Here is a 25,927-nt window from a genome sequence, read left to right on the forward strand (position 1 = left end):
GGTAACTACCATGAAAATCACATTCGTTGTATTGCTTTGGTTCTGGATAGCAAGTCCGGAACCGCTGGAGAACCCTGTCGCATGGGAAGGCACCCAGGAAGAATCGTACATCAAATTTACCATTCGAAACCTGGGATTAACGGTAGAAGGCCAGTTTGACTCCTTCACCACCACGGTGGATTACAACAGAACACAACCGGCGAACAGCAAGTTTACGGCAACCATTCAGGTGAATTCCATTAATACAGGTATCAATAAGCGTGACAATCATTTGCGACAGGAAGAATATTTTCATGCAGAAAAATACCCGACCATTTCTTTTCGCTCTACCAGCGTAAGCGCCCCGGAGCCCAACCGCCTGACGGTGAAAGGCGATTTGACCATCAAGGGAAAAACCCTTCCCGTCGAATTGGCCGTAGCAATTAGGGAAGTTGGCGAAAAAACCCAATTCTCTATCTCGGGCGAACTCGATCGAAGGGACTTTGGCGTGGGAGGCAGCAGTTGGGTGATGTCCGACGATGTTTATCTGGACCTATTTGTTGAAAACTAAAGCCAATTATCGGCAAACAGCTTTTCCGTTGGTACGCTTTCCGGAACCCATTTGCCCGCCATCGGCCCGATGGCGGGCATCTTGGGTGAGCTGCAGGGGAAAAAACCTACCAAAACGAAGGCACATGAGTTCGGAAGTGAAAAATCGGTTAACGCCCTTTGAAAATACACTGGGGGTTACTGCTGAGCTGCTGCAACACTGTCGGGAACTCCGGGCCCCGTTCGGCCACAGGTCTGCTGTCAACCTTCTTGCTGTTCTGGAACGGATGCCTCGCCAGTTGGTTGTCGAGGGAACAGCCCCAAAATCCACGGTTGCTGATTCCTTCCCTGGAGCAGGCCTGGAATACCCCTTAATCCCGCATTACGAAACGGAAATTTACACCTAAACTTGCACCCCCACCGTACCATAGCGAAACGGACTTGCCTGGCCATCGGCCTCCTGCTTCTGGCAAGCAGCATGCTTCCTGTTTTGGCTCAGGAGAACGAGGAAGACAGTACCCTTTTCAAAGCGTTGCCCTTGGCCTATTATACCCCGGAAACCCGAATTGCCTTTGAAGCTTTTGCCTTTTACAGCTATTATTCCAAAGGTAGTCAGCGGAAATCCAATGTCCGACTTTTTGCCACCTACACCCAAAATCGGCAATACCTCCTCACCGTTCCCTGGCAGGTGTACACAGCCGATGACCGGTTCTTTTTAAACGGCAGCCTGGACTACCGGAGGTTTCCCGAATACTATTACGGGCTGGGCAACGATACGAAGGAAGCCCAGCGCGCACTCTACGAATTTTCTGCCTTTACACTGAGCAGCAAAAGCTACAGTAAGCTGGAAAACAATACCTATCTGGGGATAGCGCTTCAGGGACAGTGGCTGGTGCCGGAAATTCCCGAAAACGAAGCCCTATTCGACGACATCCTACCCGAAACGGGAGAAAAAGGTTATTCCTATCTCAGCCTGGGCCCTTCCTTTATGTGGGACCGACGGGACCATATTCTTTCCCCATCCAGTGGAAGTTATCTGGAAATTACCCCCCTGTTCGGGCTGGGCAGCGCCGACGAAAATCCGATCTATTTTGGCCTTGCCTCCCTGGATATCCGCCATTACTGGAAATTGGGAGAGCGGTCTACCTGGGCCAACCAATGGGTCGCTCAATTCTCCCTGGGGGCGGTGCCCTACCGGACCCTGCCCACTCTGGGTGGTCCTCTCCTACATCGAGGCTATTACCAGGGCCGATTCCGGGACAAACACCTGATGATTTTGCAGTCTGAATATCGGCAGCAGCTGGTCGGTCGTTTTGGATTCGTTGCTCTTTGGATCCCTGGGAAGGGTCTATCCGGACCTACGAACCGACCTGTTTCGAAACGTTCACCCGGCAGCAGGTGCCGGATTACGGGTACGCGTAAGCAAAAAAGACCGAACCAATGTTCGGTTTGACTACAGCTTCACCCCCGATTCTACCGGTTTTTATATATATTTTGCAGAATCCTTCTAATGTCAACCATGGGCCGCACCAAACGCTCTACCTTCACCACCAAATTACTTCACTGGGAATACTGGCCCACCTGGGTGATTTATTTTCCGGTGTTTTTTTACTACCTCTTTCTCTCGATCAAAGCCCGAAGTTTCTTTTTCTTTTCCATGACCAATCCGGAAATGGAAATGGGTGGGCTGTACAATTGCAGCAAGTATAAACAACTCAATCATTTTCCCGATACATTCAAACCCATTACCCTATTTGTACCTGCCGGCAGTCCCTTGCCCTTGGTCCGATCGCGCATAGCTGAAAAAAAACTGGAATTTCCGTTGATCGCCAAGCCCGACCGGGGCGAACGGGGTAGAGGCGTGGTCCTGTTATTGGATGAAAGCCAATTGGAGGCATACTTGCTCAAATCCTCCGTTGATTTTTTGGTGCAGGAATACATCGAGAGCACGTTTGAAGCTGGCGTATTTTACTACCGCTTTCCCGAAAAGACGTCCGGAGTAATTCCATCACTTGTCGTAAAGGACTTTTTGACGGTTACCGGCGATGGCCTATCCTCTTTGAAACAGCTTATTTACCGCCTTCCCCGGGCACGGCTGGTAGCTGATGCTTTGCTGAACAACCCCGCCATCGATGCCTCGGAAATCCTACCAGCCGGCACCAAAAAAATCCTGGAACCCATCGGTAATCACAACCGCGGCACAAAATTCCTGGATGGCAATCGGCTGATCTGCCCGGAATTACAGAATTTCTTCGATGCGCTGAGCGATCAATTACCGAATTTTTACTACGGGAGATTTGATTTGAAAGCCCCGTCTGAAGCCGCATTCAAAAACGCCGAGGGTATCAAAATTCTTGAGGTAAACGGGGTCAATGCAGAGCCGGCACACATTTACGATCCCGATGCACGTTTTTTTACCGGCATCCGTACGCTGCTGCGGCATTGGCAACTTATCTACCGCATCAGTCTGCAGAACAACAAATTGGGCTTCAAACCCGCCAAAGCGGGAGAAGCCTGGGCACATTTTAAAGCCTGGAAAAAATAGCACGTAATTTTTTTTCACTTTTTCTGTCAGGATTTTCTGACGGGCGCGTCTCTTCTCGCAAAGATTAAAATCAAGAGCCTCATGAGTGGCATTTGTAATGGCTTATGCATCCTGGGTTTTTTCATGCTGAATCAGGTCTTGGCACAAGATACTCAGGTCCTATTTACGATCGAGCGCAGTCTGAACGAGGATCAAATCGTCTATTTCCTTCACCTGGATGAGGCCGGCTTGCTCCGAAAAGAGAATCCCGTTAGCTTAAAATGGTTGGACAACCAGAAGACAGGGGAGCTGGTACCCGTGAATTGGATCAAGAAAAAATTCGGCTACGACATTCGGATTCTATCCCACGATGGAGACCGATTAACCTTCAAATTTGTATCTTATGATAAAAAAATATTCACTATCAAAAAAGACCTTTTCGGGAACTATGCCGTTTTTGCCAAAATCAACGAACGGGTGATGAAAATCAGACACATTTATCTGGAAATAGACGGAGGTTCCTTTTGGAAGCCGAACATTACCCAGGTAGCCGTGATGGGATTTCAAGAGTTGGCAAATACGCGGATCAAAGAAATCTTTAACCCCTAAGCCCATGCAACGTGAATGTAAGGAAAACCTTGACAGCATTGCCTCGCTCCTTGAGAAAATGAGTTCGGAACACTACCAATTCCCCTCGAACTACCTGTCCGGCGCATCCATTGGCCAACATATCCGCCATATACTTGAATTTTACACCTGCTTGTCACAGGCATACCGCGAAGGTGGGGCAATAAACTACGATCTTCGAAAACGTACCTTGCTACTGGAGCAAGACCCCCGGGCAGCCATCGCGCTGATTCGTCAGGTGGGGCATTGGCTGGAATCGGCACCTATTACCGGAGCGGTTACCTTGGTAGCCGCCTATGCCGTCAACGCGGATAAAACCTGTACCATTCCTTCCTCGTTTCAGCGGGAGCTGGCCTATTGCCTGGAACACAGCATACACCACCAGGCATTGATAAAGATCGGCCTTTTCGAGCAGGGAATATCCGATCTCATCGACCCCCATTTTGGCATCGCCCCATCCACCATTAAATTTCGCAGGCAACGCAGTACGGAATCTACCTAGCTTATGAGGCAGTCCCCTATTTTTCTGATTCCGGTTTTTTTCGCTACCGGCTTCCTCTCATTTAACGCAGTTGCGCAAGAAAAACAGCCCTACACCAACCGCATTGAAATCAACGTCCTGGGACTGCCCTCGGAAAACCTCGTGCTTGGCTATGAGCACAGTTTTAAGGACCGAGGCATATGGCTGGGGCTGGAACACCGTCTCAACCCATTGAGTGAAGACAAAGACCAACAAGCCAATTCTCTTGCGCTGGAATACCGGTATTATTTCTCAGCCAAAGCCGGTCTCGCAAGCGGCATTTTCGCTGGCTTCTATGCCAAATACCGATGGGGAGAAGAAGCTACAAACAGTAGTAATCCCGTGGAACATCGGTACAGGGTTTTCTTTTCGGGATTGAATGCAGGGTATCGGTACACCTACAATCGGCTTGCTTTGTCCGGATTTCTGGGCTACGGACTGCCTCTGGCATCCACCGAAGCAACCGAACCTCCCGGAGCCGTACATGCACTCAATGAAAATTATAAAAACGACTTCCGGATTGGGATGACGGTAGGATTGGCTTTTTGATTGGTACGTCATGCGCAAGGTATTTGAAATATCATCGGTAGCAGGCAGTTTTCACCTGGCAGACGGCAACGATTTTAGGAACACCCTGAAAGAGACCGAGAACCACCTGAAATTTATTTGGAATTATGGGGGAGCACCTTTGCTCTTACTGGTAGACGAGCAACCTTTGGTTCTCGAAGCCAATCACTTATTGAGTTGCACCTACCTTCAAAAAATTACCCTGCTTCCGGAGCAAGCGGTTCCGGAGGTGCTTTTATTAGCCTTTAATCGGGGCTTTTATTGCATCCACACACACGATTCCGAGGTTTCCTGCAACGGCTTTCTCTTTTTTGGTTCCAACTATACCCCGGTGGTCGAACTGGACGATGCAGAAAACGGTAGATTGCGCACCCTGGTAAGCGTACTGCAGGAAGAATTCGATACCCGTGACCAAAACCAGGAGGAGATGCTTCGCCTACTTCTCAAGCGGTTTATCATCCGGATTTCCCGCTTGGCGCGCAAGCAATTGATCCAAAGAAAGGTCCCGGAACAGGAACTCGAATTGATCCGCCATTTCAACGTTTTGGTTGAGGAGCATTTCAAAACCTACCATCGGGTAAGCGATTATGCCGACCTGATGCACCGCTCCCCAAAAACACTTGCCAATATTTTCGCCCGGCAGGGGGATAAAAGCCCCTTGGAAATCATCCACGATCGCATGGCGCTCGAAGCGAAGCGGCTCCTTTTGTACACGGAAATGTCATCCAAAGAGATTGGCTGGGAATTGGGGTTCGAAGACCCCTCGCAATTCAACCGCTTTTTTAAAAAACAAACCCAGCTGCCTCCCCGGGAATTCCGGGAGCGGTTTTCCAACCATGCATGTAGATAAAAACGGGGTCGGGTCGGGTCGCCACACAAATAGCCTTTGCCTTCGGCCCTGTGGGGATTCTGTCTCCGCCACTGCTCAAAACCAGTGGATTTCCGCTGGTTTTGAGCAGGAAGTAGCTAAAAAAAGCCACGGCAGTTGAAACGAACCCTATTTCTGAGATCGGCCAGAAAATTGAGTTGAAGCCTTCGGCGATCACTACCTACACGTACCAGAGGCACTTCGAATCGATGTACTGCCGAATGAAAGGAGGTTGTAAGGACGATCAGGCCGGGAGGTTCGGTGTCGGGGAAGCAAATCAACTTCCAAACGATCCCAAGATACTCGATGTGTACCTGCTGCGGTTTTTACCGGATGCGAAAAAATTCCTTGCCAGGAATTCCCTATTCGTTCAGGCGCCAATCGTAGTCGGCAAAGCGGATTTTGGTAGTGGGTTTCAATTCAGTACGCGCGTACCGATTCAGAAAGTCCGCCAGGCTGCCTGTACGGGTGAAGTCTTCCTTAAACCAGGAAAAAATCGGTGAAATCTCCGCCCGTTGCACGCCGATTTGGTTACGGCTGGGATCGTTGATAAACTCCCGGGCCACGTACTCCAGTTGGTTCTCCAGCTTTTCTGCCGTGAAGGCACGGTTGAGCAGTTTGGGGCAGGATACCGAGGCGCAGTTAATCGCAAAGTGAATCCGAGGCTCTGCAAACTCCTTGCGCAAAATCTTGTGCTCTATTTCATCCAGGCTGGCCGGCTTCCCACCGATCTCAAAAAACTCCAGGTGCCAGACCGTGTTGACCAGGGGAATTTCCAAGGAGGGGCCGATGTCCCGGATACTCTTTACCGGATAGTGATCGATGATCAATTTGACTGTAAAGGCATTGTACGCATTGATCCAATAGGCAAGTTGCTCTTCCTGGGACCAGGTCTCTCTATCGGGTGGGTTTTGTGCCAGTAGCTGCAGGTAGTCGTTCAGTTGGGCACTATCGGCGATAAATCCGGGATAATTTACGATCCCGTCTTCGTCTACGCACTTCCGCAACAAGTCGTCCCAAAGGTCATGGGAGGGTGGAAGTGTTTGTACCCCACCCAATTGGGAATTGCCACAGGCAACATTCACTAGAAAAAGAACATAAACAAGGAGAAGTTTCATTGCGGCAGATTTTATAGTCGGTTAGCTAGACAAAGCTCCACGTTTTTCGACAACGCCAACCGGTATCCGGTTTGGCTGAAGCGAAAGAACTGGATTTTTGCCTGCATCGACCTGTTCGCTATCATTTGTAGTTCACGGAAAAGGACCGCTTATTCTTGGAAAAGCGGGGCCCTGTTTCACAACGTTTTTTTCCCTCAATACACCTTCTCCCCTTTCGTTAGCCAGATGCCCCAGACCTTATTGTAGGTATGTACCCGATCCGTGGGAATGGAATCCGGCGCGACTACCGGATTCTCCTCGTTGACCCAATGAAAAATCCCGCCATAGAGGTTGTACACGCGCTCGTAGCCGGCGGCTTTCAGTTTTTTGCCAATTTCCTGACTACGCGCCCCAATGGAGCAATAAACAACGATGGTATCCTCCTTGGAAACTCCCGTCACCGATTCCATCGTAAAGGTTTCGTAGCCAACCCATTGGGCACCAGGAAGGTGGCTGACGGAGTATTCTTCCCGTTCCCGGGTATCCAATAGCACCGCCTCCTCCAGTAACTCTTTTTGCTCGGGATAGACCAGGGGGAAATCCTTGTCGTACGTGGTCTTCAGCAAGGTTCTAAAGGGAAGGCTCTGTGAAAAAACCGGAGTTGCAAAGAAGACCAAAGCAAGAAAACCCATTATTCGGGAAAGGGAACCGTTCATGCGATATTAACACCTATTTTCTGCCGAAAATTCACCAAATCGCTACGGAAAGTACATTTGGTCGCCGAAAGATTTACCAGCCGACGTAGCCGGGGGCGGCCACACCTTTCATCCGGAGATAGACCAGGCATTGTGCCCGGTGATGGGCCTGATGGTCCCGCAATAAGTAAAAAATATTCTGTTTGGACATCGGCACGCCCCTAAACGTTATTTCTTCATTCAGCAAGGAATCGGTGGCATGATGGATCAAATCCAGCACGTGAGCATTCGCATGCGAAAGCACCCGAAGCACCTCATCTTTTTTAAAACCCGTAGCCGCTGATTTCTGGTAAAACTCCTGACGACTCCCCGTTAGGAGAGCAGTGAGCATGCTAATATTGTCTACGATATGAAGGAATTGCTCTTGAAACGACATGGCTCCCTCCGCAGGTCTGAAATCGTAGTTCGCTTCGGGCATGGCTTCCGCCACGGCTTTCGAATAGTCCAGGTGCCGTTGCCAGACACCGGCATACTGCGTTTTAAAATATTCTTGTGCAGGTAAATTTGTTCCAGTCATAAGCAGTAACAGAACCATCCATCGAGCCAGCATGTTTCCTCCGTTTTCATGCAATAAACCGAACTTTCGAGACAAAAACAATTTCCAAGCCTAAGGAAGTGGAATCAAACGGGCGGTTGCTTCCAAAACGGCTATAAATTTGAGTCATTCCCCTGTCCGGGCAGCTCCGTGATGCGCTCATCCTGCTTTACCCCTTTTGTCAACGGACCGGTCCTGGCCAGACCGAGGCAAATCCGAACCGGAAGCAAAACCAGAGCAGGCGAAACACCGTTACCAAATAGAAAAAGCACATGAGGTATCCACGCATCTACCTGGCAGGCTGTACCCTTGCGTTGCTAGGCTTATGCACTGCTTGCTTCTCCTTCCGGGAGAACGACCGAACGCTCTACCGAACCATGGCAAAAGAAGGAGTACCCTACCAAATTCGTTACGACCCCTCGGATACGCTTCGCTGGCTCTGGTACAAGCATGAAGATCCCGAGGCGCCAGTATTGTTGTTTATCCACGGGGCGCCGGGCTCCTCATCTGCTTTTTTAACCTACCTGAAAAGCGAGCGCTTGCGGGCAGCCTATTCCCTGCTCGCGGTCGATCGTCCGGGATACGGGTACTCGGAATACGGGAGCTATCAGCCCATTCCAAAACAGTACCGGGCCATCCAACGCATCTTGGAACTCTCCGGAATTACCAGCAATGTGGTTACCATCGGACATTCTTTCGGGGGTACCATTTCGGGGTACATCGCCATTCAAAACCCCGACTGGCTGACCGGTACGGTGATGATTGCACCGGCCATCGACCCAGCGCAAGAAAAATACCTTTGGTTTGGTAAGCTGGCGCTGTATCCGGCTACCCGATGGATGGCCCCACGATCACTCCAGGTAGCCGCTGACGAAAAATACAGCCACGAACAAGAACTCAATACCTTCATCAACGATTGGTACCGAATTCAAAAACCGGTGCTGCACATCCACGGGGACGCAGACGGCCTGGTTCCCTACGACAACGTGTCTTTTTCCAAAGAAAAAATTCCCGCCAAATGGCTGGAGGTAAAGACCCTGGAAAACAAAGGGCACCTGATCCCATTTACCGAACGGGAAACAATGATTGACGAAATCATCCGTTTCGTTTCATCGCTAGATACTACCCAAACTCACTGAGTATTTTCGTTCCCTCTACCATTTTCCTGCCCATTCCTAACCGATTTTTCACTTTTCGGGAATAATTGACAAGCCAAAGGGCGGTATTGCAATTTTTCCCCAGCTCCCGGCATGGCAACTTTGTAGCATCAAAAAAACAAAACAACAAAAAGCTATGCGTACCATTAAATTTGACGTACCCACAAAATCAACCGTAAGCCCCGAAAACAAGGCTATTTTGGAGAAAATCGAGGCCGGTGTGGGATTCATCCCCAATATTTACGCCACTTATGCGCTGTCTGGCAGTGCCCTGGGCAGGTATACGGCATTTGCCAATGGCAAAACCAGTCTGAATAACAAGGAAAAAGAGGTCGTCAACCTGGTGGTTAGCCAGATAAATGGCTGCACCTATTGCCTGGCCGCCCATACGACCATCGGCAAAATGAATGGTTTTTCAGAAGCGGAAATCCTGGAATTACGAAAAGGGACTGCCTCATTTAACCCAAAATTCGATGCCTTGGCAAAACTGGCCAAATCAGTGATGGAAAACGCTGGAAAAATCGATGATCCGGTCCTGGAAAATTATTTTGATGCGGGGTATACCAAAGAAAACCTGGTGGACACCATCGTGGCGATTGGCGAAAAAGCCATCACCAACATGCTACACAATGTAACCCAGGTTCCCGTGGATTTTCCCGAAGCAGCCTCCTTGGCCCAAGTCGAAGACCATCATCAATAAATTCGATTTGGTGGGCAATCGGTTCGCTGGAACCGCAGAATCATTGCCGGAAGTATCGGAACGGTATGGTTTGATGTATTCGGTTTGCGCCTGGCTATCGAATGCTGGGGCATTCGCGCCTGCCTGAAAAAAACAGGCCCGGTTACTATCCGCAGTGTCTTTCGGCGCTGGTGCTGAGCACTGCCCGCGCTGCTATCTCCCCCTCTATCTGGGGGCTTCTGCCTGGCTGAGGCACGTTCTCTTTCTCAGCGGTAAATCCGTAGCGCTGGTTGGGTTCTTCATAATTCCAGCACCCGGCGCCGAGGGGAGCAATGCGGGACGCATGAGGGCCATTGCTTCGGTTTTACCACCTCGGGTACTTATGGTCCCGTTTGCTTTTATTATCCGCAAGAATTTGTTTCCTAAACAAGAAAAAAACCTCAGCTTTACCTGAATGTAAGCATGTAACAATGGAAGTTCCGGAAAGCATCCGTTTACTTATCCGAAACTTCCTTTTTCTAATCCTGTAAATCGATAGATGCATGAAAAAAGAACGTATACGGTTTAAAAACAGCGAAGGAATCGAACTCGCTGCCTTTATCTACCATCCCCTGGATCGGCATCCCAGGTTTTTTGCCCTGTTTGCCCATTGCTTTACCTGCAGTAAGAACCTGAACGCGGTACAAACCATCTGCAACACCCTTTCGCAAATGGGCGTGGCCGTCATGAGCCTGGATTTTACTGGACTTGGAAGCAGCGAGGGGACCTTTGAAAACACCAATTTCTCCTCCAACATCAGTGACCTGATTGATGCCTCGACTTATTTGCAGGAGCGCTATCAGGCCCCGGCCCTGTTGATCGGGCACTCCTTTGGTGGGGCGGCCGCCATTTTTGCTGCCGGCTCCTTACCAACGGTCAAGGCATTGGTCACCATCGGAAGTCCTGCTGACCCCAAACACATTTCCCACCTTTTTGACGATCAGCTAGAGGCAATTGAAAAGCAGGGCGCTTCCCGGGTGAATATTGGCGGCAGGGGCTTTCGGATCCATAAGTCCTTTGTGGAAGATCTTCAGAAGAAGGACCTGGGTACATTTTTGGCACAACTCAAAAAACCTCTATTGATCCTGCACTCACCCCAAGACAGCGTTGTTGGCATACAGCATGCGGCACAGCTCTACGAGCGTGCGTTCCATCCCAAGAGTTTTGTTTCACTCGACGGTGCCGATCACCTGCTATCCAACACCGTTGATAGCGAGTACGTGGGTGAAATAATCAGCACCTGGGCAAAAAAATACATCCCGGCACCGGTGGTGCCCAACGATACCAAGGGCCACGAAGTAGCCGTTCGGCTAGCCGGGCAGGGGTATACCTCAGAGGTAAAGACCCCCTACCATCACCTGTTGGCGGATGAGCCGGAATCGGTCGGCGGCAATAATCTGGGCCCCACACCCTACGATTTACTCATGGCAGCCCTTGGCACCTGTACCGCCATGACCCTGCAGATGTATGCCCAACGGAAAAAATGGCCGTTAGAGGAAGTGAATGTCTACCTGGATCACGACAAAGTGCACCGAAACGATGGCGATCGTGTGGAAGACAAAAGCTCCAAAATTAGTCGCTTTACCCGAAATTTGCGCATTAGCGGGGATTTGGACGAGGAGCAACGACACCGCCTGCTGGAAATCGCCAACAAATGCCCGGTGCACCGGACCCTGGAAGATGACATCCTCATCGAAACCCGGTACAAATAAGTGGAACCAGATGCTCCTTTCCGAGCGGCATTGTCCAAAACGCAGGGCACCCGTGGTATACAGCCCGGTTGCCAGTAAAAAGCAGCCTTGCATGCAGCATGGATGACGATTACCCTCGATTTTCAGCATTTGATTGCTTAAAGTGACTGCTGTCACACACATCCAACTGAAAAAATGCTTACATTTAATGAAACATAAACCTGATAATCAACGCACTGCTACCATTTGTGGCAGTGTATACACCTTTTAAAAACCAAAAATCCTTTGTGCCATGAAAAAGAATATGGGAACCATCGATCGGGTATTGCGGACGCTAATCGCCATCGTCGCCCTCTACCTGTATTTCACAGGTGCGGTTTCGGCCACCCTGGGGCTTGTATTTATTGCCGTTGCCGTCATCTTTCTGCTAACCAGCCTGGTCAGCTTTTGTCCATTGTACACCCTCTTTGGAATAAAAACCTGTGCGGTCAAAGAAAATTAAATTAACCTGTTTCAATGAAGACCGAACTGCTTCGCCCAGAAGGGTGTCTACGGCATTCGGTAACTAGAAAGGCTGCCTCCAGATGGAAGGCAGCTTTTTTTTTATAAATCGGCATGCGTATTCTTACGAGGGTTCCAGCACCTTTTTAATGCGTTCGAGACAATCCTCCAAATGGAGTTTGCTCATCCGATCGTTGGTTCTGGGAATGGCTCGCTGGATCTGTAGTTGTAGCGTTTTCAAGCTGGCACGGGCAGCGGGCCGAATATCTGACTGAGAGGCGTTTAGCGAGGAAGCTACGCGCCCGCTTTCGTCTTCCGAAAGCAAATAGTCCAATCGCTCCAAATGCGCGCGCTGCAGGCTCCTGCGGTTGACATCGATCGGGGCTCCCTTCGCTAGTTCCGACCAGATGCCCTTACTCAGGTCATCCATCAGTTCAAGCAAGCCATAGGCGGCGTCTCCGTTGAGGGCCTCGTTTTCGATCACCCTACCAAGGCGACCCCATTCCAAGATTCCGTTGAGTGTAGTTACCTGTAACCTTCGAATCCGGTCTACTATCCCAAATTCCTGCGTCCTGCGGGTAATTGCTTCATCGGTCCACCAGTCCTGCGTGGTAAACAGCTCCTTCGCGAGAAAATCCATGGCTTCTTTTTGCCGGGCCCTGTCCACATGGGTATAGACGGCCTCCTCCTCCTGACCCGTTGCTTTGTAAACCTCATAAATCCCCCCGATATTGGTTCGCACGTGGCCCATGTACCGGCCAAATTGGGTCAAGACCTGACCGTACAGCTCCTCCAGGTCGCTGAAATCTTTAAACGGCTTGTCTTCCTCTGCCGTCCATTCGATGAGCTTAGGGACGATTCGTTTCAGGTTTTCGATACCATAGGCAGAGGCTTTCATGGCATCGTTACCCAGATCTTCGCTTTGGGTACTTGGATCGTACGGGTTGCCCTGCCGGCCGTATCGGTATACCGGATCTCCTTGTTTTTCGCGTATCCATTGGTCCAGAATCGCCTGTTCCTCTTCCGGGGTTTTGGCTTCCGGGATGAGCCGGTAGCCCCAGGCGATGGCATACTTGTCGTAGGGACCCACTTCCGGATACAGGTGAACCCCCTTGTCTTCGGGTTGGGCAATGTAGTTGAAACGGGCATAATCCATAATGGAAGGAGCAGTCCCGAATTCCCGGGTAAACGTTGCGGAACGCAGCGAATCTACCGGATAGGCAAAGGAAGAAGCAAAATTATGGGGCAGGCCAAGCGTGTGTCCAACTTCGTGGGCCGACACAAAACGGATCAACCTACCCATCACTTCGTCTTTGAATGCGACACCACGTGCATCGGGATTGATGGCCGCGGTTTGGACAAAAAACCAATTGCGCAACAGGTTCATCACATTGTGGTACCAGCCGATATCTGATTCGATGATTTCACCGGAACGCGGATCCGAGACGTGCGGACCGTAGGCATTTTGAATATCGGAAGCAAAATAGCGGATCACGGAGTACCGGGCGTCCTCTGGATGCCACTCGGGATCTTCCTCCGGGCTGGGGGCATCTTTTGCCACGATTGCGTTTTTAAAACCGGCCGCTTCAAAGGCCGCATTCCAATCCTCCACACCGGCTTTCAGGTACGGTACCCATTTTTTCGGCGTAGCCGGGTCGATGTAATAGACAATTTGCTTTTTGGGTTCTACCAATTCCCCTGCTTTGAATTTCTCCAGATCTTCCTCTTTTACTTCGAGCCGCCAACGGTCCAGATAGGTACGCCTTGCTGCTTTTTGAGCATCCAAACCATAATCGGTCACCCGCGTACTGAACCATCCGACCCGTTGGTCTGCCAATCGCTGCATCATGGGTTCTTCCGGCAACAGCACCATGCTACTATTCATCTCGACCGTGATCAAGCCCGTGCTGGCATTGGAAGGAGGTGCGGCGGCAGCGTATGTGAGCACATACCGGGCCTCAATGTTCATAGGAAAGGAACGGATGGTATCGATGTAGGAACGATCGGTGTCCAGCCGGGAGACCTTGTATTGCGTGCGACGACTTTTTTGCAAACCCAGAGCGGGAACGTCTTTGGAAAAAAGATCCGTGACTTCAATGACCCATCCTTTTCCGTCTTTCCCTTTTGACTTGATATCAAAGCGGTATAAAATTGGCTCCAGATTGGAATTCCTTACGGCATCGTAAATGGGGAGGGAGTCGGAAGCGGTATTGGAATAGGAAACTACCCGAAGTAGCAGGTTGTTGTCCTTTTTGTCCCACCGCAGCATTTGGGTATTGGTGCGCTCTCCACCGTACCCAATACCGGAGGCCGTTTTTGCAATGGTGGTGACCATGAGCATTTCCCGGCCTAGCATTTCCTCCGGAATCTCGTAAAAATAGTCCTCGTCCACCAAATGCACATCGAAAAGGCCTTTTCGACTCTGCGCACCTTCTTTGATCACTTCCTGATAAGGTTTCAAGCCATCTTTGGACACTTCCTTTTTCGGGGCTTCCTTGTCTTCGGCTTGCGCGGCCTTCTCTTTGGGATAGGTCCGCTTCCTCCGCTGTGCTTCTGCATCGGTGACAACTATCAGGTTGAAAACAACACTTACTAATAAGAGCAGCAAGGGACCTGCTTTCCGAAGAGAATTGCTATTCTTCATTTCATTGGATTTAGTGGAAAGACGAAATTAATCGATTATTTTTAAATCCTTCCCCAATCCGGAATGGAATTCTACCATTAAAATAAGACCTTCCTTTTTCAAACCATCCCAGGACTGGGTCGTTTAAAAAGACATACATGTTCGAAAATGAAATTATTATTGTTGGCGGCGGCTTGTCCGGATTGACAGCCGCCTATTTGTTGGCCAGGCAGGGGCAAAACGTATTGGTGATTGAAAAAAAAGCCTATCCCTTTCATCGGGTTTGCGGAGAATACGTGTCCAACGAAGTAAAAGACTTCCTGATTCGGGAGGACTTGTTTCCTTATGCATACGAGCCGCCCCACATTGATCAATTCAGACTCAGCGCCGTCAATGGCATGCATGCAGACTTCCCGCTTGACCTGGGAGGGTTTGGCATCAGCAGGTACGTACTGGATTACCATTTTTACCAAAAATGCCTGGAGCAGGGCGTGCGCTTTCTACAAAAAACCCAGGTTACCGACATTCGGCACCTGCCCGATAAGCGGCACTTTCTGGTTCAAACCGATGATGGCGCTTCCCTACCGGCAGCATTTGTGCTGGGGGCCTACGGCAAGCGATCCAAGATCGATAAAAAACTGAACCGAAGTTTCATCCGAAAAAGAAGCCCGTATATCGGCATCAAATACCACGTGCAGATCGAAGGCATGGACGAGCGAACGGTAGCCTTGCACAATTACAAAGGTGGCTACCTGGGCATTAATAAAGTCGAGAACGGTCACTTCAACCTTTGTTACCTGGGGAGTCGGGAACAATTAAAAACCGCCGGCAGTATTGGTGCCATGGAGGAACGGTACCTGTGCGAAAATCCTCACATACGGGAAATTTTTGAAAAGGCTCATTTTTTATGGGAAAGACCAGAAGTGATCAATGAGATCAGCTTTGCCACCAAAAAACCGGTAGAAAACCAGATCCTGATGCTGGGGGACGCAGCGGGAATGATTACTCCTCTCTGTGGCAACGGCATGGCCATCGCCATTCATACCGCAAAACTGGTCGCCGACGCCTTCCGGGAAAACCAGCGTCTGGAGGAAATTCAGGAGGCCTATCAGAAAAATTGGAACCGGTATTTTCAGGGCCGACTGATGCTTGGAAGACAAATCCAACAGCTTTTTGGAGCTCCATTCGTTTCTTCCCTCGCGGTCAACCTACTGAAAAACTCCGCCTACGTTTCCCGGCTGCTTATCCGGCAAACCCACGGAGCACCCATTCAATAAACCGTTCCCAACGGCAGGCCAGCTGCGCCTGGGAACGGTTTTTTTCGTTTATCAAGACATTAGAAACGAATGGATACGCCGCCCAGGTAATTGGTACCGGCCATGGGGTAATAGAAGTTTTCGGTAACCAATTTCCGATTGGTATTTCCTTCCGAGGGGACAAAATAGCTAAAAGTATAGCCATTGGGCTCGTATAGCTCGTTAAACAGGTTATTTACCTTAAGGGAAAATACCATTTCCCTTACAAAACCCGGGGACCAGCTATAGGACAGGCGCAGGTCTGTGGTCCAAAAGGGATCGAGACTTCGGTTTTCTTGTTGGGTATTGTCCAGGTATTGCCGCCCTACGTATTTGTTGAGCAAGCTGATTTCCAGGTCTTTCACAGGTCGGAAATCCACCAGGGCAGCCCCCACAAAACTTGGCGAGAAGGCGATGTCGGTATCCTGGTAGCCGATCGCTTCCTGCCCTGCAAATTCCCAATTTTCGTCATAAATGTCGTTATACTCGGTAAAGGCATCGATCTTGTTTCTACTGAATGCCAGGTTTCCTCCAATCGTCCAGCGGGAATCCAGCTGCCAGGCTCCATCCAATTCAATACCTGCCCGGTAGCTGCTACCGACATTTTCGCGAATATAGGCGCCCACATCGTTTAGCTGGCCCGTAAGTACCAATTGGTCTTGATACCCCATGTAGTAGAGATTCGCGCTGTATTGGTACCGGTTTTGGCTCACGCGGATTCCCGCTTCGATATTGTTGAGAGTTTCTGGCCGTGGGATTTCGGTGAGCGGCGAATCGGTGAAATCCCTGCGCACGGGCTCCCGATTAGCTACAGCGTAGGAGGCATACCAGGTTTTTCCCTGTCCCGCTTCGAAGGACAGCCCGATTTTGGGATTAAAGAAGTTGTAATTTTGGCTCCCCGTAATCGTCCGGAGGTCGTTGTTAATACCGTCGAAGCGGTAGTAGACGTTCCTCCATTGGAAGTCACCGAAGAGATATAAGCGCTCCAATACCTCGTAAGTAGTTTTGAGGTACACATTTCGATCGTCCTTTACGGCCACGTTGTCGTAGTAGCGGTCTCGAATATCCGTATCGGCGCTGACGCCCATCCAGATGATTTCTCCAAAGTGATCGCCATCGTAGCGGTTCGCCCCACCGCCCAGAATTGCATCGAGGCGTCCGTTTCGCGACACGTAATTCAGGGAAAAAACGGCTCCGAAAAAGTCATTGTCCAGCCATCTCCTGCGGATAATATCGGTTTGGCTGATCACTTCGCTACCGATAACGATCGGTTCTATCCCATAATTGCTCAGAAGATTATCCTCCGGTCTGAATTGTTCGTAATAGCCTTGACCCTGCGTGTAATGAAGGGCAGCATTGGCCTTTAGGTTGGCTCCCCATGTTCCCGCATAGATAAACTGGTAATGATCTTGCTGGTAGTTGTCGGTTTCGTTTTCGTAGGTATAGCTGTTATAGGTACGGTTGGACGCAAGCAAGCTTTCCGGAACTCCGTTCCAGGCCTGATAGGTCTGTTCTGCACCGGAAAAGATATTGACTTTTACCACGTGGTCTTTCCCGTAATATCCGCCCGATACAAAATAAGACCTCAAATCCGAAAATGCCCGGTCGACATAGCCATCAGAACTAATTCGGGACAGCCGGGCATCTACGGCCCAGCGATCGTCAATCAATCCGGTACCTGCCTTCACGGTATGCTTTCGTGTGGCAAATGAACCGACCGAATGATCCGTCTCGGCATACGCTTCCTCTCGTTTGGTATCCGTTTGAATATTGAGGCTGGCGCCAAATGTGGCGGCCCCGTTGGTGGAGGTACCTACTCCTCGTTGAATTTGAATGTTTTCCACAGAGGAAGCAAAATCGGGCATGTTTACCCAAAAGACACCGTGAGACTCCGCATCGTTCAATGGGATACCATTTACTGTCACGTTGATCCGTGTTTGGTCGGTACCGCGGATACGCAGGCCGGTATAGCCCACGCCCGCACCCGCGTCGGAATGCGTGACCATCGAGGGGGTGTAATTTAAAAGTAATGGCAAATCCTGCCCAAGGTTGTTTTTGGAAAGATCCGATTTGTCAATGACTTGAAAGGTGGTAGGGGTGGTCGCTGACGCCCGGGTTCCATTGACGATGAAGGCTTCGGTGGTCAAGGTGGCAGGAGTGAGGCGAATTTGCAGGGGCGATTCCTGAGGTAGTCGAACCGGGTAGGCTCCGGAACGGTACCCTACATACGAAACCACTACTTTCCACTCACCGGACGCCAGATCCCTTAATTCAAATTTTCCTTCCCGGTCGGAGACCGTGCCTCTTTTTGTACCTTCGAGGGTGATAGTGGCGCCGGGGAGCGGAATTCCGGCTTCAGCGTCCTGAACAATACCCTGAATGCGGTGTTGGGACAAAGCCCATTGGGACCAAAGCATAACTGCCAGGGTCAGATACATGCGAATCATAACAATTCATTTGTTCGGTTAAACATCAAAGGAATAAAGGGGTATTCCTTTTTTCATTGTTTACCCAATAGCAGTACGTACGATTAGCTATTTCTCATTTCCCTTCGCCGGCACTACCCGGATCAGGTAATATGGGTATGATCTCAGCCCGGTATATTGGGGCACCCCTAATGATCTTGATGCAAATGTAATGGGTAGAAATGGCAATGCCAAATCGGAAAGTCTCTTGCTTACCCCCTTCCCAAAACTCTTAAATGACGGACATGCGAACGAAATGCCCAGCGCAACTTCTGGTGTTCCAGGTAAGTAACGTTGTATTCCTTGCAGGCCTGCTTGAGTATCTTACTAATAGCAGGATAGTGAATGTGCGAAATCTTTGGAAAAAGGTGGTGTTCTACCTGATAATTCAAGCCTCCCAAAAACCAGGTCAGTAAGGTATAGCCCGTTGCAAAATTAGCGGTCGTGCGTATCTGGTGAATCATCCATTCGTCTTCCATGCTGTTGTTTTCCGGCGAAGGGAGGGGAAAAGCCGTCTCTTCCAGGCTGTGGGCCAGCTGAAACACCAAGGTAAGCAGCAGTCCGGCAAACAAGCTGTATACGATAAACCCAATCAGCCAGGAAGACCAGCCTAGCGTGTAGATGGGAATGGCCACAAATAATACCAAATGAATGGCCTTGAAGCCCCAAAAACTGATATGGTCCGAAAGCTTCATCTTCTGAATGGGAACCATGCCCACCTTTTTGGTTACGTATTTTTTATAATCCGTAAAAAACACCCAATACAGGTACAGCAGGGAGTAGGTGAAAATAAAATAGTAGTGTTGAAATTGATGAATCTTAAACTTCTTTTGGCTGGGAGAGAGCCGCAGAAAGGGACGGGCATTCAGGTCATCGTCCACTCCCTCCACGTTGGTAAAGGAATGATGCACCACGTTGTGTTTGGTTTTCCACATAAACACATTGGCCCCCAGGAAATTGATGGAAAGACCTGCCAGCCTGTTGACCCAAGGCCGGTCACTGAAACTGCCGTGTGCACCATCGTGCATCACATTAAATCCGATAAACGCGGTCAACGCACCCAATAGCAAGCATTCTATCAGGGCTATCGCCCAATAGGGCGTAAAAAAAACCAAGTGAAAATAAATCAAAATAAAGGAGAGCACCATGATGCCGGCCTTGACGTAAAGGGGCCTGCTGCCCGATCGGGTGAGCTTTCCCTCCCGAAAATAGTCGCTCACCCTTCGCTTCACTTCCTGGTGAAAATTTAGGGTAGGCTTGGAAAATTTTGGCGTAGCCATACAATAGTCATTTAATAGGTGAATAGTAATATGCGTGACTGGGGAGGGGGTGGCTTTGTATTTCAGAAAAATAGCCGATTAAGGATAGTCGTCGTCATACCGTAGCGTAAGGTACGACAAGTAATCGGAACTATCAATTAAACTCGACAGAATTAATCAAATGCATCATGTCCGTTTTGATATACTCAATGACCGGCGCCAGGGAGTCGTTCTTAACGGCTGTCTTAAAATACAGCGCGCCCCGCAAAAAATGTGCGGTGGAATCCGTTACAAAAAACTGAAACTGGGTAGGAACTTCGCCGCTGAGCTCGGCCACCAGCCCGGTATACCCGGTAGGGGTCCGGACGACGCTCTCGTCGATTCCATAAGCCTTGATCTGATGCTTAAAGGTCAGCGTAAGGGCATCGTCCAGATAGGATTTGAGGTTTTGCCGACCGCCGGTTATCGGCTTGTAGGTCAGGTGCACCCGCGCACCAAGAGAGGTATAATGCAGGTTGATCCAGTTTTTTTCTGCCATGTTAAAGGAATCCGGCTCCACCTGCAGGTGCGTGGAATGCTGAAAGGTATACGGAAGATCCATCTCCAATGCTTCAAATTCTCGCTCCGGAAGATCGATTCGGTTGTATCCCATCGGCTTTGGGACGTAGGTCTTCGAACAGGAACCTAGCAGCAAAAGCAGGAGAATGCCTATCATCGCAGGATATGCAGCAAGCCCCCCCGATCCTTGTCTTTCCCGAATCATCATTCCCTTACCCAGGTCACTTTTTCTGAGATGGGTTTCCGCTTGCCTTCCGGCCAGCGATCGGAGGCTGGTTTGGCCACGTAGAAAAAACCCATGAGCATGTCGGCTTCTTCCAGACCAAAAAAGGGCTTGGCTTCTGGCCAAAAGGTAGGTCCACCGGTGCCCCAATAGGCAGCGAGACCATGAGCACTTGCCGTCAGGTACATGTTTTGCACCGCCATGGAAACGGCTGCAATTTCCTCCATTTCTGGCAGGTTCGCCCGGAGGTCTCGTTTCATTCCGATAGCAATGATATGGGAGGCTTTTAGCGGGTTTTCTTTCAGTTTTGTATAGGTAGCTTCGATAAACTTTCCGGTTTTCTCGCTTCGCTCCTTGTACAGAGCGGATTGAAAATCGGCCAGTCGCTGCAGTCCTTTTCCTGAAAACACTACAAACCTCCAGGGCTCGGTCAATTTATGGGTGGGTGCCCAATTGGCATTTTCGAGCATTTCCAGGACGATGTGATCTTCCACCGGATCGTTTTCTTTAAACTGGGCCACAAACTGCGACCTGCGGTTCCGGAGGATCTTGTTGACTTCTTCTGTATTAAATACGGGTCGGTTATTCATGTTTTTGCTAGTATTTTAATCCAACCTTTATTCCGCCGTAAAAGTTTCTTGGCGCAGCCGGTTGAAAATACCTGCCGCCAAACGGGTTGAGATCGTTGCCCAGGCTGTAACTGGCGTTCCCCAGATTTTCTACTCCGGCAAACACTTCCAAATCCAGGGTAGTTCCTGCACTACCTCTCCAGCCAAGCCGGGTATTCAATAGGTGGTAATCCTCCTGATAGACGGTATTGGCATCGTTTAGTGGGGTATCGTCCACAAATTGATGGGTGAAGTTCAGGTAGAAACCCGGCCTTGTTCGCAGGTCCAATTGATTTACGACGGTATGTGGCGCCACACCGGTGAGATCATTTCCGGAAAAATCGTTTTCGCCCTTTTGAAAATCAGCAAAGGTGAAAAAATGGCCGGTATAGGTATGCGTTATTTTTAATTCCTGAATAAACGACAGTTGATTTCGGATCAACGCATAATCCACCAGGGCTTCAACGCCCTTTTGATCGGTCGCTCCGGCATTTCTGAAAAGAACGACTCCATCCGGATTGGTAAAGGTGGTGATGGTCTCGTCCAGCTTGAAGTAAAAGGCCGACGCATCCACATTCACCCGCCCCTGCCGAAAACTGGAACGGTAGCCAACCTCGTAATTGATCCCTTTTTCTGCCTCCAGGTCCAAATTAATGGTTCCTTCATTGGTCCGTACCTCGTCGATGGTGGGAGGTGAAAAGCCCGAACTGATGCTCCCATGAACCGCAGATCGCTCATTCAGCCTGGCAGCCAGAGCTACTCTGGGTACAATCACCGGGTCAAAGGTGCGCCTGGCCTGGGAAGGCAGCCTCCGGATGGCATCAATGTTTCTTGCAATGTCAAAGCTGGAAAAATTTTCACTCAAGCCCAGCGTCAACAAAAATCGTTCGGACAATTCGGCTTCCAATTGCTGAAATAGAAATGCCGTCCGGGTAAGCAGCTGATCGCTGAACCGAATCGTGTCCGCCTGTCCTCCCCGGTTACCGAAGTTTTGCGCAGCTGTAGTTGAAAACTGGTATTCCCCACCTCCGATGAGGCGTACCGGAATGCTCCCCCAGGTACCATCGTAGGTAAAACTCGTCCTCCCGCCGTAGCTAAACTGGGTTTCCTTTTTATAGTCCAGGTTAAAGGGATTTTCGAACGCTACGGTATTGATATAGACGGAGGTTTTATTGCTGAATTTGGGGTGAAATTGGTAATCGTACGAAAGCACTCCGTACATGGACTGCTGGTCAATGGAGGCATTCTGTGCGGCGGATCCGGGTCTCGCCTGCCGGGGATTTTCGGCCACCTGACTCGCGGTGAGGGCACCGGGAAGCTCGTAAAACAGATCGGAGTACAACAGCTGAGTGGTGATTAGCTGCTTCTCCGAAGGCTTAAAATGCCCGGTAAGCTGCACTACCTCCCGGTCCATGGCCGTGTGATCCCGATATCCATCGGCTTTTTGCCGGACATAGGAAACCTTGATACCGCCTTCTTCCATTTGCTGGCTGAGACCGAAACGATACCGAGTCATACCAAAATCCCCGAAGGAAAGATCCGTGCTGATCCTGTTTTCCGTGATTTCGGGACTGCTGGTAAAGCTGATCACCCCGCCGTTTCCTGCGCCATAGATACTTCCCGCAGGGCCCTTGATGATTTCGGTATTTTGCAGATTGGCTACATCCAGCATGTTGAGCGGAGTGGTTCCATCGGCGGCGGTAAACGGAATTCCGTTCCAATACACTTTTACGTTCCGCACACCAAATGGTGCACGCAAGGAACTCCCCCGAATTGAGATGCGGTAACTGGCAGGCGCCCGCTCTTCTACCCGAATGCCCGGCTTTGTATTGAATGCATGTACCACGGAAGTCTCGTTGAAGCGAAATAAATCCGCCTCGGACACCCTGACGATTCCCGCTGCCTGCTCCAAAAGCGGGCGTTCCGTATCAAAGGAACTAACCACCACCTCTGACAAGGCATTTGCCGCAGGCTGTAGGGAAACGACCAATGTACCCGATACCGGCACAAGCAATTCCTGGGGTTCGTAGGCCACATGAGAAAAGCGAATTTCAGTTGCTTGCTCCAGCGATACGTTGACTCGCCCGTTTTCATCGGCGACAACGGGAGACAGGCCGTTCGCTTTCAATGAAACGAAGGGAACGGCTTCTCCGGACTGTGCATCAAGTACCTGAATACGTGTCTGTGCAAGGGTGATAAACGGAAGGAATACTACGAGTAGTAACAGTAGGTTTCGAAACATGCGTTTGGGATACGGATAAATAATAAGATTAGGGCACAAAATTAATTGATTTTTACCGGATTTAACCACCGGTAAAAAAAACCTGTGGCAGGTAATCAAAAAATCAATAACTTGTTCCTCTTAACACAACCAATCGATAAACGATTATGGATAGAAGATCAGCCATGAAGCAATTGGCTATTCTGACCGGCGGTGCGGTACTCATGCCCGCCTGCGACTTCGGCCAGGAATCCGTCTTGCAAGCCTATCAAAACCTAAGGATAAGCACTTCTCAAAAAGAATTGCTGACCCAAGTCATCGCAACGGTATTCCCCGGTAACGTTCTGAAATCGGGGCCTGACTTGCAGCTTCAGGATTTCGTCCTTGTCATGTGCAACGATTGCCTGGATACCGGGCAACAGGAAGCCTTTGTCTCCGGCTTGCAGCAATGGGAGTCCTTTTCGAAGAGTCAATTCGGCAAGAAATTTTCGCAAATGAATCCAACGGAAGCCGAAGCCTGCCTGCGGTCTACTTTGGCACTGGACGGGGAAAGCGAGGAACAAAAGACAGCCACCGCATTTATCCGTACGGTCAAACGCTTTGCCCTTCAGGGCTACCTGAACTCCGAGTACTTTATGACGGAAATAAAACCGTACGAGTTGGTTCCGGCTCGCTTCTATGGAAGCAAAAAAATTGAAAACGCATAAAAAAAGCAGGCCATGGCGAATTTGAACATAAAGAGTAAACAAGACAATAGCTACGATGCGATTGTCATCGGTTCGGGTATGAGTGGGGGATGGGCCGCAAAAGAACTTTGCGAAAAAGGCCTCAAGACCCTGGTGCTTGAACGAGGGCGAGAGGTAAAACACGTACAGGATTACCCGACCACCAATAAAATGCCCTGGGAATTTGAACACCGCGGGGCCATTCCCGAAGAAATCAAAAAGGAAAATCCGGTGGTGAGCCGCTGTTATGCCTTTCGGGAAGACGCACAGCATTTTTTCGTCAAGGACAAAGAGCACCCCTATGTGCAGGAAAAACCCTTTGACTGGATCCGAGGCTACCAAACGGGCGGCAAATCCCTGCTCTGGGCCAGACAGGTACAGCGGTGGAGTGATTTTGATTTTGAGGGACCGGCCAGAGATGGATTTGCCGTAGACTGGCCCATTCGTTACAAGGACCTTGCCCCCTGGTATAGCCATGTGGAAAAGTTTATCGGTGTGTCCGGCAACAAGGATGGACGCGATAACCTGCCGGATGGGGAGTTTTTACCTCCTTTCGAACTAACGGCAGGTGAATTGTATTTTAAAGACTTCCTTCGAAAGAACTACCCCGAACGAGAAATAATTGTGGCGCGCTGCGCCCACATCACCGGCAATGCCGAATATTATGCCAAACAAGGCAGAACGCTTTGTCAAAATCGCACCCTATGCCAGCGAGGCTGTCCCTTTGGTGGCTATTTTAGCAGCAACTCCTCCACCCTCCCCTGGGCGGCAAAAACGGGAAACCTGAGCATGCAACACCGTGCCGTGGTGCATTCCATCATTTACGACGAAGCCAAAGGCAAAGCTACGGGTGTACGGGTAATCGACGCGAACACCAACGAAACCACGGAATACTATGCAAAATTGATTTTTGTCAATGCCAGCGCACTCAATACCAATCTGATCCTGTTGAACTCCACCTCAAGTCGCTTCCCTCAGGGTTTGGGCAATGACAGCGGGGTATTGGGTAAGTACGTCGCTTTTCATAATTACCGGGCAGGTATTTCCGCGGAATTTGACGGGCTGAAAGAATACATCACCGAAGGTAGACGTCCCACATCCGGATACTTCCCCCGCTTTCGAAACGTTTACAAGCAGGAAACCGATTTTCTAAGGGGCTATGCCGCCGGATTCAGCGCGAGTCGAAGCATGGTTAACGATTACTCCGGCATTGGAGAAGAACTGGAACAGGCCATGACCCGTGAAGAATACGGCCCCTGGCGCGTGGGTTCGCACATGATGGGCGAGACCATTCCCAAGGAAGCGAGCCAGGTCAGCCTGGACCCGGACAAAAAAGACGCCTGGGGCATTCCGCAGTTGCGGGTATCCCTGGACTACGATGCCAACGATGAAGCCATGATCAAGGATTACCTGGAGCAAATGACCGAGATGTTTGAAGCCGCAGGATTTACCAATATCCGGACACGGGATGATAAGCGGGCACCTGGTCTGGATATCCATGAAATGGGAGGCGCCCGTATGGGTAAAGACCCCGAGACTTCCGTGCTGAACGAATGGAACCAGATTCATGCCTGCCCGAACGTCTACGTGACCGACGGTGCCTGTATGACATCCACCAGCACACAAAATCCTTCCCTGACCTATATGGCCTTTGCCGCCCGGGCGGTGGACCATGCGGTGAAGAATATGGGCTGATTGGAACCGACCTCAAAAAATGCATCGCCAGCGGTACACCCATACACCGCTGGCTTTTTGCGTTTTCAGCGGGTCCTATGAAAAAAATTCGGCCGGAATAAACCCAGCGTCGGCCCTACAGTTTTATATCCGCCCCCTTTTAATTACCTTCGTTTTTTCATCAACCA

24 protein-coding genes and 1 riboswitch are annotated in these 25,927 nt (G+C 50.1%); of the genes, 15 read left to right on the forward strand and 9 right to left on the reverse strand.

What is annotated here, in order from left to right; genetic code table 11:
• Positions 1-10: 10 nt before the first annotated feature.
• From ABWH99_RS01215 to ABWH99_RS01250, 8 genes are all read left to right on the forward strand, one after another.
• A complete protein-coding gene (locus ABWH99_RS01215; RefSeq protein ID WP_375584493.1) occupies positions 11-550 on the forward strand; it encodes a YceI family protein in 540 nt (179 codons plus the stop codon).
• Positions 551-674: 124 nt separating this feature from the next.
• A complete protein-coding gene (locus ABWH99_RS01220) occupies positions 675-935 on the forward strand; it encodes a hypothetical protein (RefSeq protein ID WP_375584494.1) in 261 nt (86 codons plus the stop codon).
• Positions 936-937: 2 nt separating this feature from the next.
• The gene (locus tag ABWH99_RS01225) at positions 938-1,981 is read left to right on the forward strand and encodes a hypothetical protein (protein ID WP_375584495.1); all 1,044 of its coding nucleotides are present in this window, start codon (positions 938-940) and stop codon (positions 1,979-1,981) included.
• A 66-nt stretch (positions 1,982-2,047) separates the two neighbouring features.
• Entirely contained in the window at positions 2,048-3,073 is a 1,026-nt protein-coding gene (locus tag ABWH99_RS01230; protein ID WP_375584496.1) for a hypothetical protein, read from the forward strand.
• Positions 3,074-3,154: 81 nt separating this feature from the next.
• Complete coding sequence (locus tag ABWH99_RS01235; RefSeq protein WP_375584497.1) at positions 3,155-3,661, forward strand: DUF4833 domain-containing protein; 507 nt, start codon at positions 3,155-3,157, stop codon at positions 3,659-3,661.
• Positions 3,662-3,665: 4 nt separating this feature from the next.
• On the forward strand, positions 3,666-4,181 hold the full coding sequence (locus tag ABWH99_RS01240; protein WP_375584498.1) for a hypothetical protein: 516 nt from the start codon (positions 3,666-3,668) through the stop codon (positions 4,179-4,181).
• 3 nt (positions 4,182-4,184) lie between these two features.
• Positions 4,185-4,748, forward strand: a complete 564-nt coding sequence (locus ABWH99_RS01245; RefSeq protein ID WP_375584499.1) for a hypothetical protein — start codon at positions 4,185-4,187, stop codon at positions 4,746-4,748.
• A 10-nt stretch (positions 4,749-4,758) separates the two neighbouring features.
• On the forward strand, positions 4,759-5,616 hold the full coding sequence (locus tag ABWH99_RS01250; RefSeq protein WP_375584500.1) for a helix-turn-helix domain-containing protein: 858 nt from the start codon (positions 4,759-4,761) through the stop codon (positions 5,614-5,616).
• Between the two features lie 380 nt (positions 5,617-5,996).
• Here ABWH99_RS01250 and ABWH99_RS01255 read toward each other — a convergent pair whose 3' ends face one another.
• From ABWH99_RS01255 to ABWH99_RS01265, 3 genes are all read right to left on the reverse strand, one after another.
• On the reverse strand, positions 5,997-6,752 hold the full coding sequence (locus ABWH99_RS01255; RefSeq protein ID WP_375584501.1) for a DUF547 domain-containing protein: 756 nt from the start codon (positions 6,750-6,752) through the stop codon (positions 5,997-5,999).
• 194 nt (positions 6,753-6,946) lie between these two features.
• A complete protein-coding gene (locus ABWH99_RS01260) occupies positions 6,947-7,447 on the reverse strand; it encodes a rhodanese-like domain-containing protein (RefSeq protein ID WP_375584502.1) in 501 nt (166 codons plus the stop codon).
• Between the two features lie 73 nt (positions 7,448-7,520).
• A complete protein-coding gene (locus ABWH99_RS01265; RefSeq protein WP_375584503.1) occupies positions 7,521-8,036 on the reverse strand; it encodes a DinB family protein in 516 nt (171 codons plus the stop codon).
• 257 nt (positions 8,037-8,293) lie between these two features.
• On the opposite strand from ABWH99_RS01265, the gene ABWH99_RS01270 reads away from it, so the two are divergent.
• From ABWH99_RS01270 to ABWH99_RS01285, 4 genes are all read left to right on the forward strand, one after another.
• On the forward strand, positions 8,294-9,160 hold the full coding sequence (locus tag ABWH99_RS01270; RefSeq protein WP_375584504.1) for an alpha/beta fold hydrolase: 867 nt from the start codon (positions 8,294-8,296) through the stop codon (positions 9,158-9,160).
• A 154-nt stretch (positions 9,161-9,314) separates the two neighbouring features.
• Positions 9,315-9,878: a carboxymuconolactone decarboxylase family protein gene (locus ABWH99_RS01275; RefSeq protein WP_375584505.1), complete on the forward strand. Its 564-nt coding sequence runs from the start codon at positions 9,315-9,317 to the stop codon at positions 9,876-9,878.
• A gap of 521 nt (positions 9,879-10,399) precedes the next feature.
• Complete coding sequence (locus ABWH99_RS01280; protein ID WP_375584506.1) at positions 10,400-11,608, forward strand: alpha/beta fold hydrolase; 1,209 nt, start codon at positions 10,400-10,402, stop codon at positions 11,606-11,608.
• A gap of 271 nt (positions 11,609-11,879) precedes the next feature.
• On the forward strand, positions 11,880-12,089 hold the full coding sequence (locus tag ABWH99_RS01285) for a DUF2892 domain-containing protein (protein WP_375584507.1): 210 nt from the start codon (positions 11,880-11,882) through the stop codon (positions 12,087-12,089).
• Positions 12,090-12,212: 123 nt separating this feature from the next.
• Here the strand turns inward: ABWH99_RS01285 and ABWH99_RS01290 are convergent, their stop codons facing one another.
• A complete protein-coding gene (locus ABWH99_RS01290) occupies positions 12,213-14,732 on the reverse strand; it encodes a zinc-dependent metalloprotease (RefSeq protein ID WP_375584508.1) in 2,520 nt (839 codons plus the stop codon).
• Between the two features lie 137 nt (positions 14,733-14,869).
• On the opposite strand from ABWH99_RS01290, the gene ABWH99_RS01295 reads away from it, so the two are divergent.
• On the forward strand, positions 14,870-15,988 hold the full coding sequence (locus ABWH99_RS01295; protein ID WP_375584509.1) for an NAD(P)/FAD-dependent oxidoreductase: 1,119 nt from the start codon (positions 14,870-14,872) through the stop codon (positions 15,986-15,988).
• A gap of 59 nt (positions 15,989-16,047) precedes the next feature.
• On the opposite strand, the gene ABWH99_RS01300 is transcribed toward ABWH99_RS01295, so the two are convergent.
• The 5 genes from ABWH99_RS01300 to ABWH99_RS01320 all read right to left on the reverse strand — a co-directional run bounded on the left by ABWH99_RS01300 (position 16,048) and on the right by ABWH99_RS01320 (position 23,361).
• Positions 16,048-18,453, reverse strand: coding sequence for a TonB-dependent receptor (locus tag ABWH99_RS01300; RefSeq protein ID WP_375584510.1), 2,406 nt, complete (start codon positions 18,451-18,453; stop codon positions 16,048-16,050).
• 82 nt (positions 18,454-18,535) lie between these two features.
• Positions 18,536-18,632, reverse strand: a riboswitch (TPP riboswitch).
• Between the two features lie 51 nt (positions 18,633-18,683).
• A complete protein-coding gene (locus ABWH99_RS01305) occupies positions 18,684-19,751 on the reverse strand; it encodes a fatty acid desaturase family protein (RefSeq protein WP_375584511.1) in 1,068 nt (355 codons plus the stop codon).
• A 133-nt stretch (positions 19,752-19,884) separates the two neighbouring features.
• Positions 19,885-20,445, reverse strand: coding sequence for a gliding motility lipoprotein GldD (gene gldD, locus ABWH99_RS01310; RefSeq protein WP_375586521.1), 561 nt, complete (start codon positions 20,443-20,445; stop codon positions 19,885-19,887).
• A gap of 47 nt (positions 20,446-20,492) precedes the next feature.
• Positions 20,493-21,101 (reverse strand): nitroreductase, encoded by a 609-nt coding sequence (locus ABWH99_RS01315; RefSeq protein ID WP_375584512.1) that lies wholly within the window; start codon positions 21,099-21,101, stop codon positions 20,493-20,495.
• 7 nt (positions 21,102-21,108) lie between these two features.
• Positions 21,109-23,361 carry a TonB-dependent receptor domain-containing protein gene (locus ABWH99_RS01320; protein WP_375584513.1) on the reverse strand — a complete coding sequence of 751 codons (2,253 nt, stop codon included), beginning with the start codon at positions 23,359-23,361 and terminating at the stop codon, positions 21,109-21,111.
• 146 nt (positions 23,362-23,507) lie between these two features.
• Between ABWH99_RS01320 and ABWH99_RS01325 the strand changes: the two genes are divergently transcribed.
• Both ABWH99_RS01325 and ABWH99_RS01330 read left to right on the forward strand, forming a co-directional pair.
• The gene (locus ABWH99_RS01325; RefSeq protein ID WP_375584514.1) at positions 23,508-24,047 is read left to right on the forward strand and encodes a gluconate 2-dehydrogenase subunit 3 family protein; all 540 of its coding nucleotides are present in this window, start codon (positions 23,508-23,510) and stop codon (positions 24,045-24,047) included.
• Positions 24,048-24,059: 12 nt separating this feature from the next.
• Entirely contained in the window at positions 24,060-25,760 is a 1,701-nt protein-coding gene (locus ABWH99_RS01330; protein WP_375584515.1) for a GMC oxidoreductase, read from the forward strand.
• Positions 25,761-25,927 lie beyond the last annotated feature (167 nt).

This window comes from Cyclobacterium xiamenense (assembly GCF_042140265.1).
GTDB lineage: Bacteria > Bacteroidota > Bacteroidia > Cytophagales > Cyclobacteriaceae > Cyclobacterium > Cyclobacterium xiamenense_A.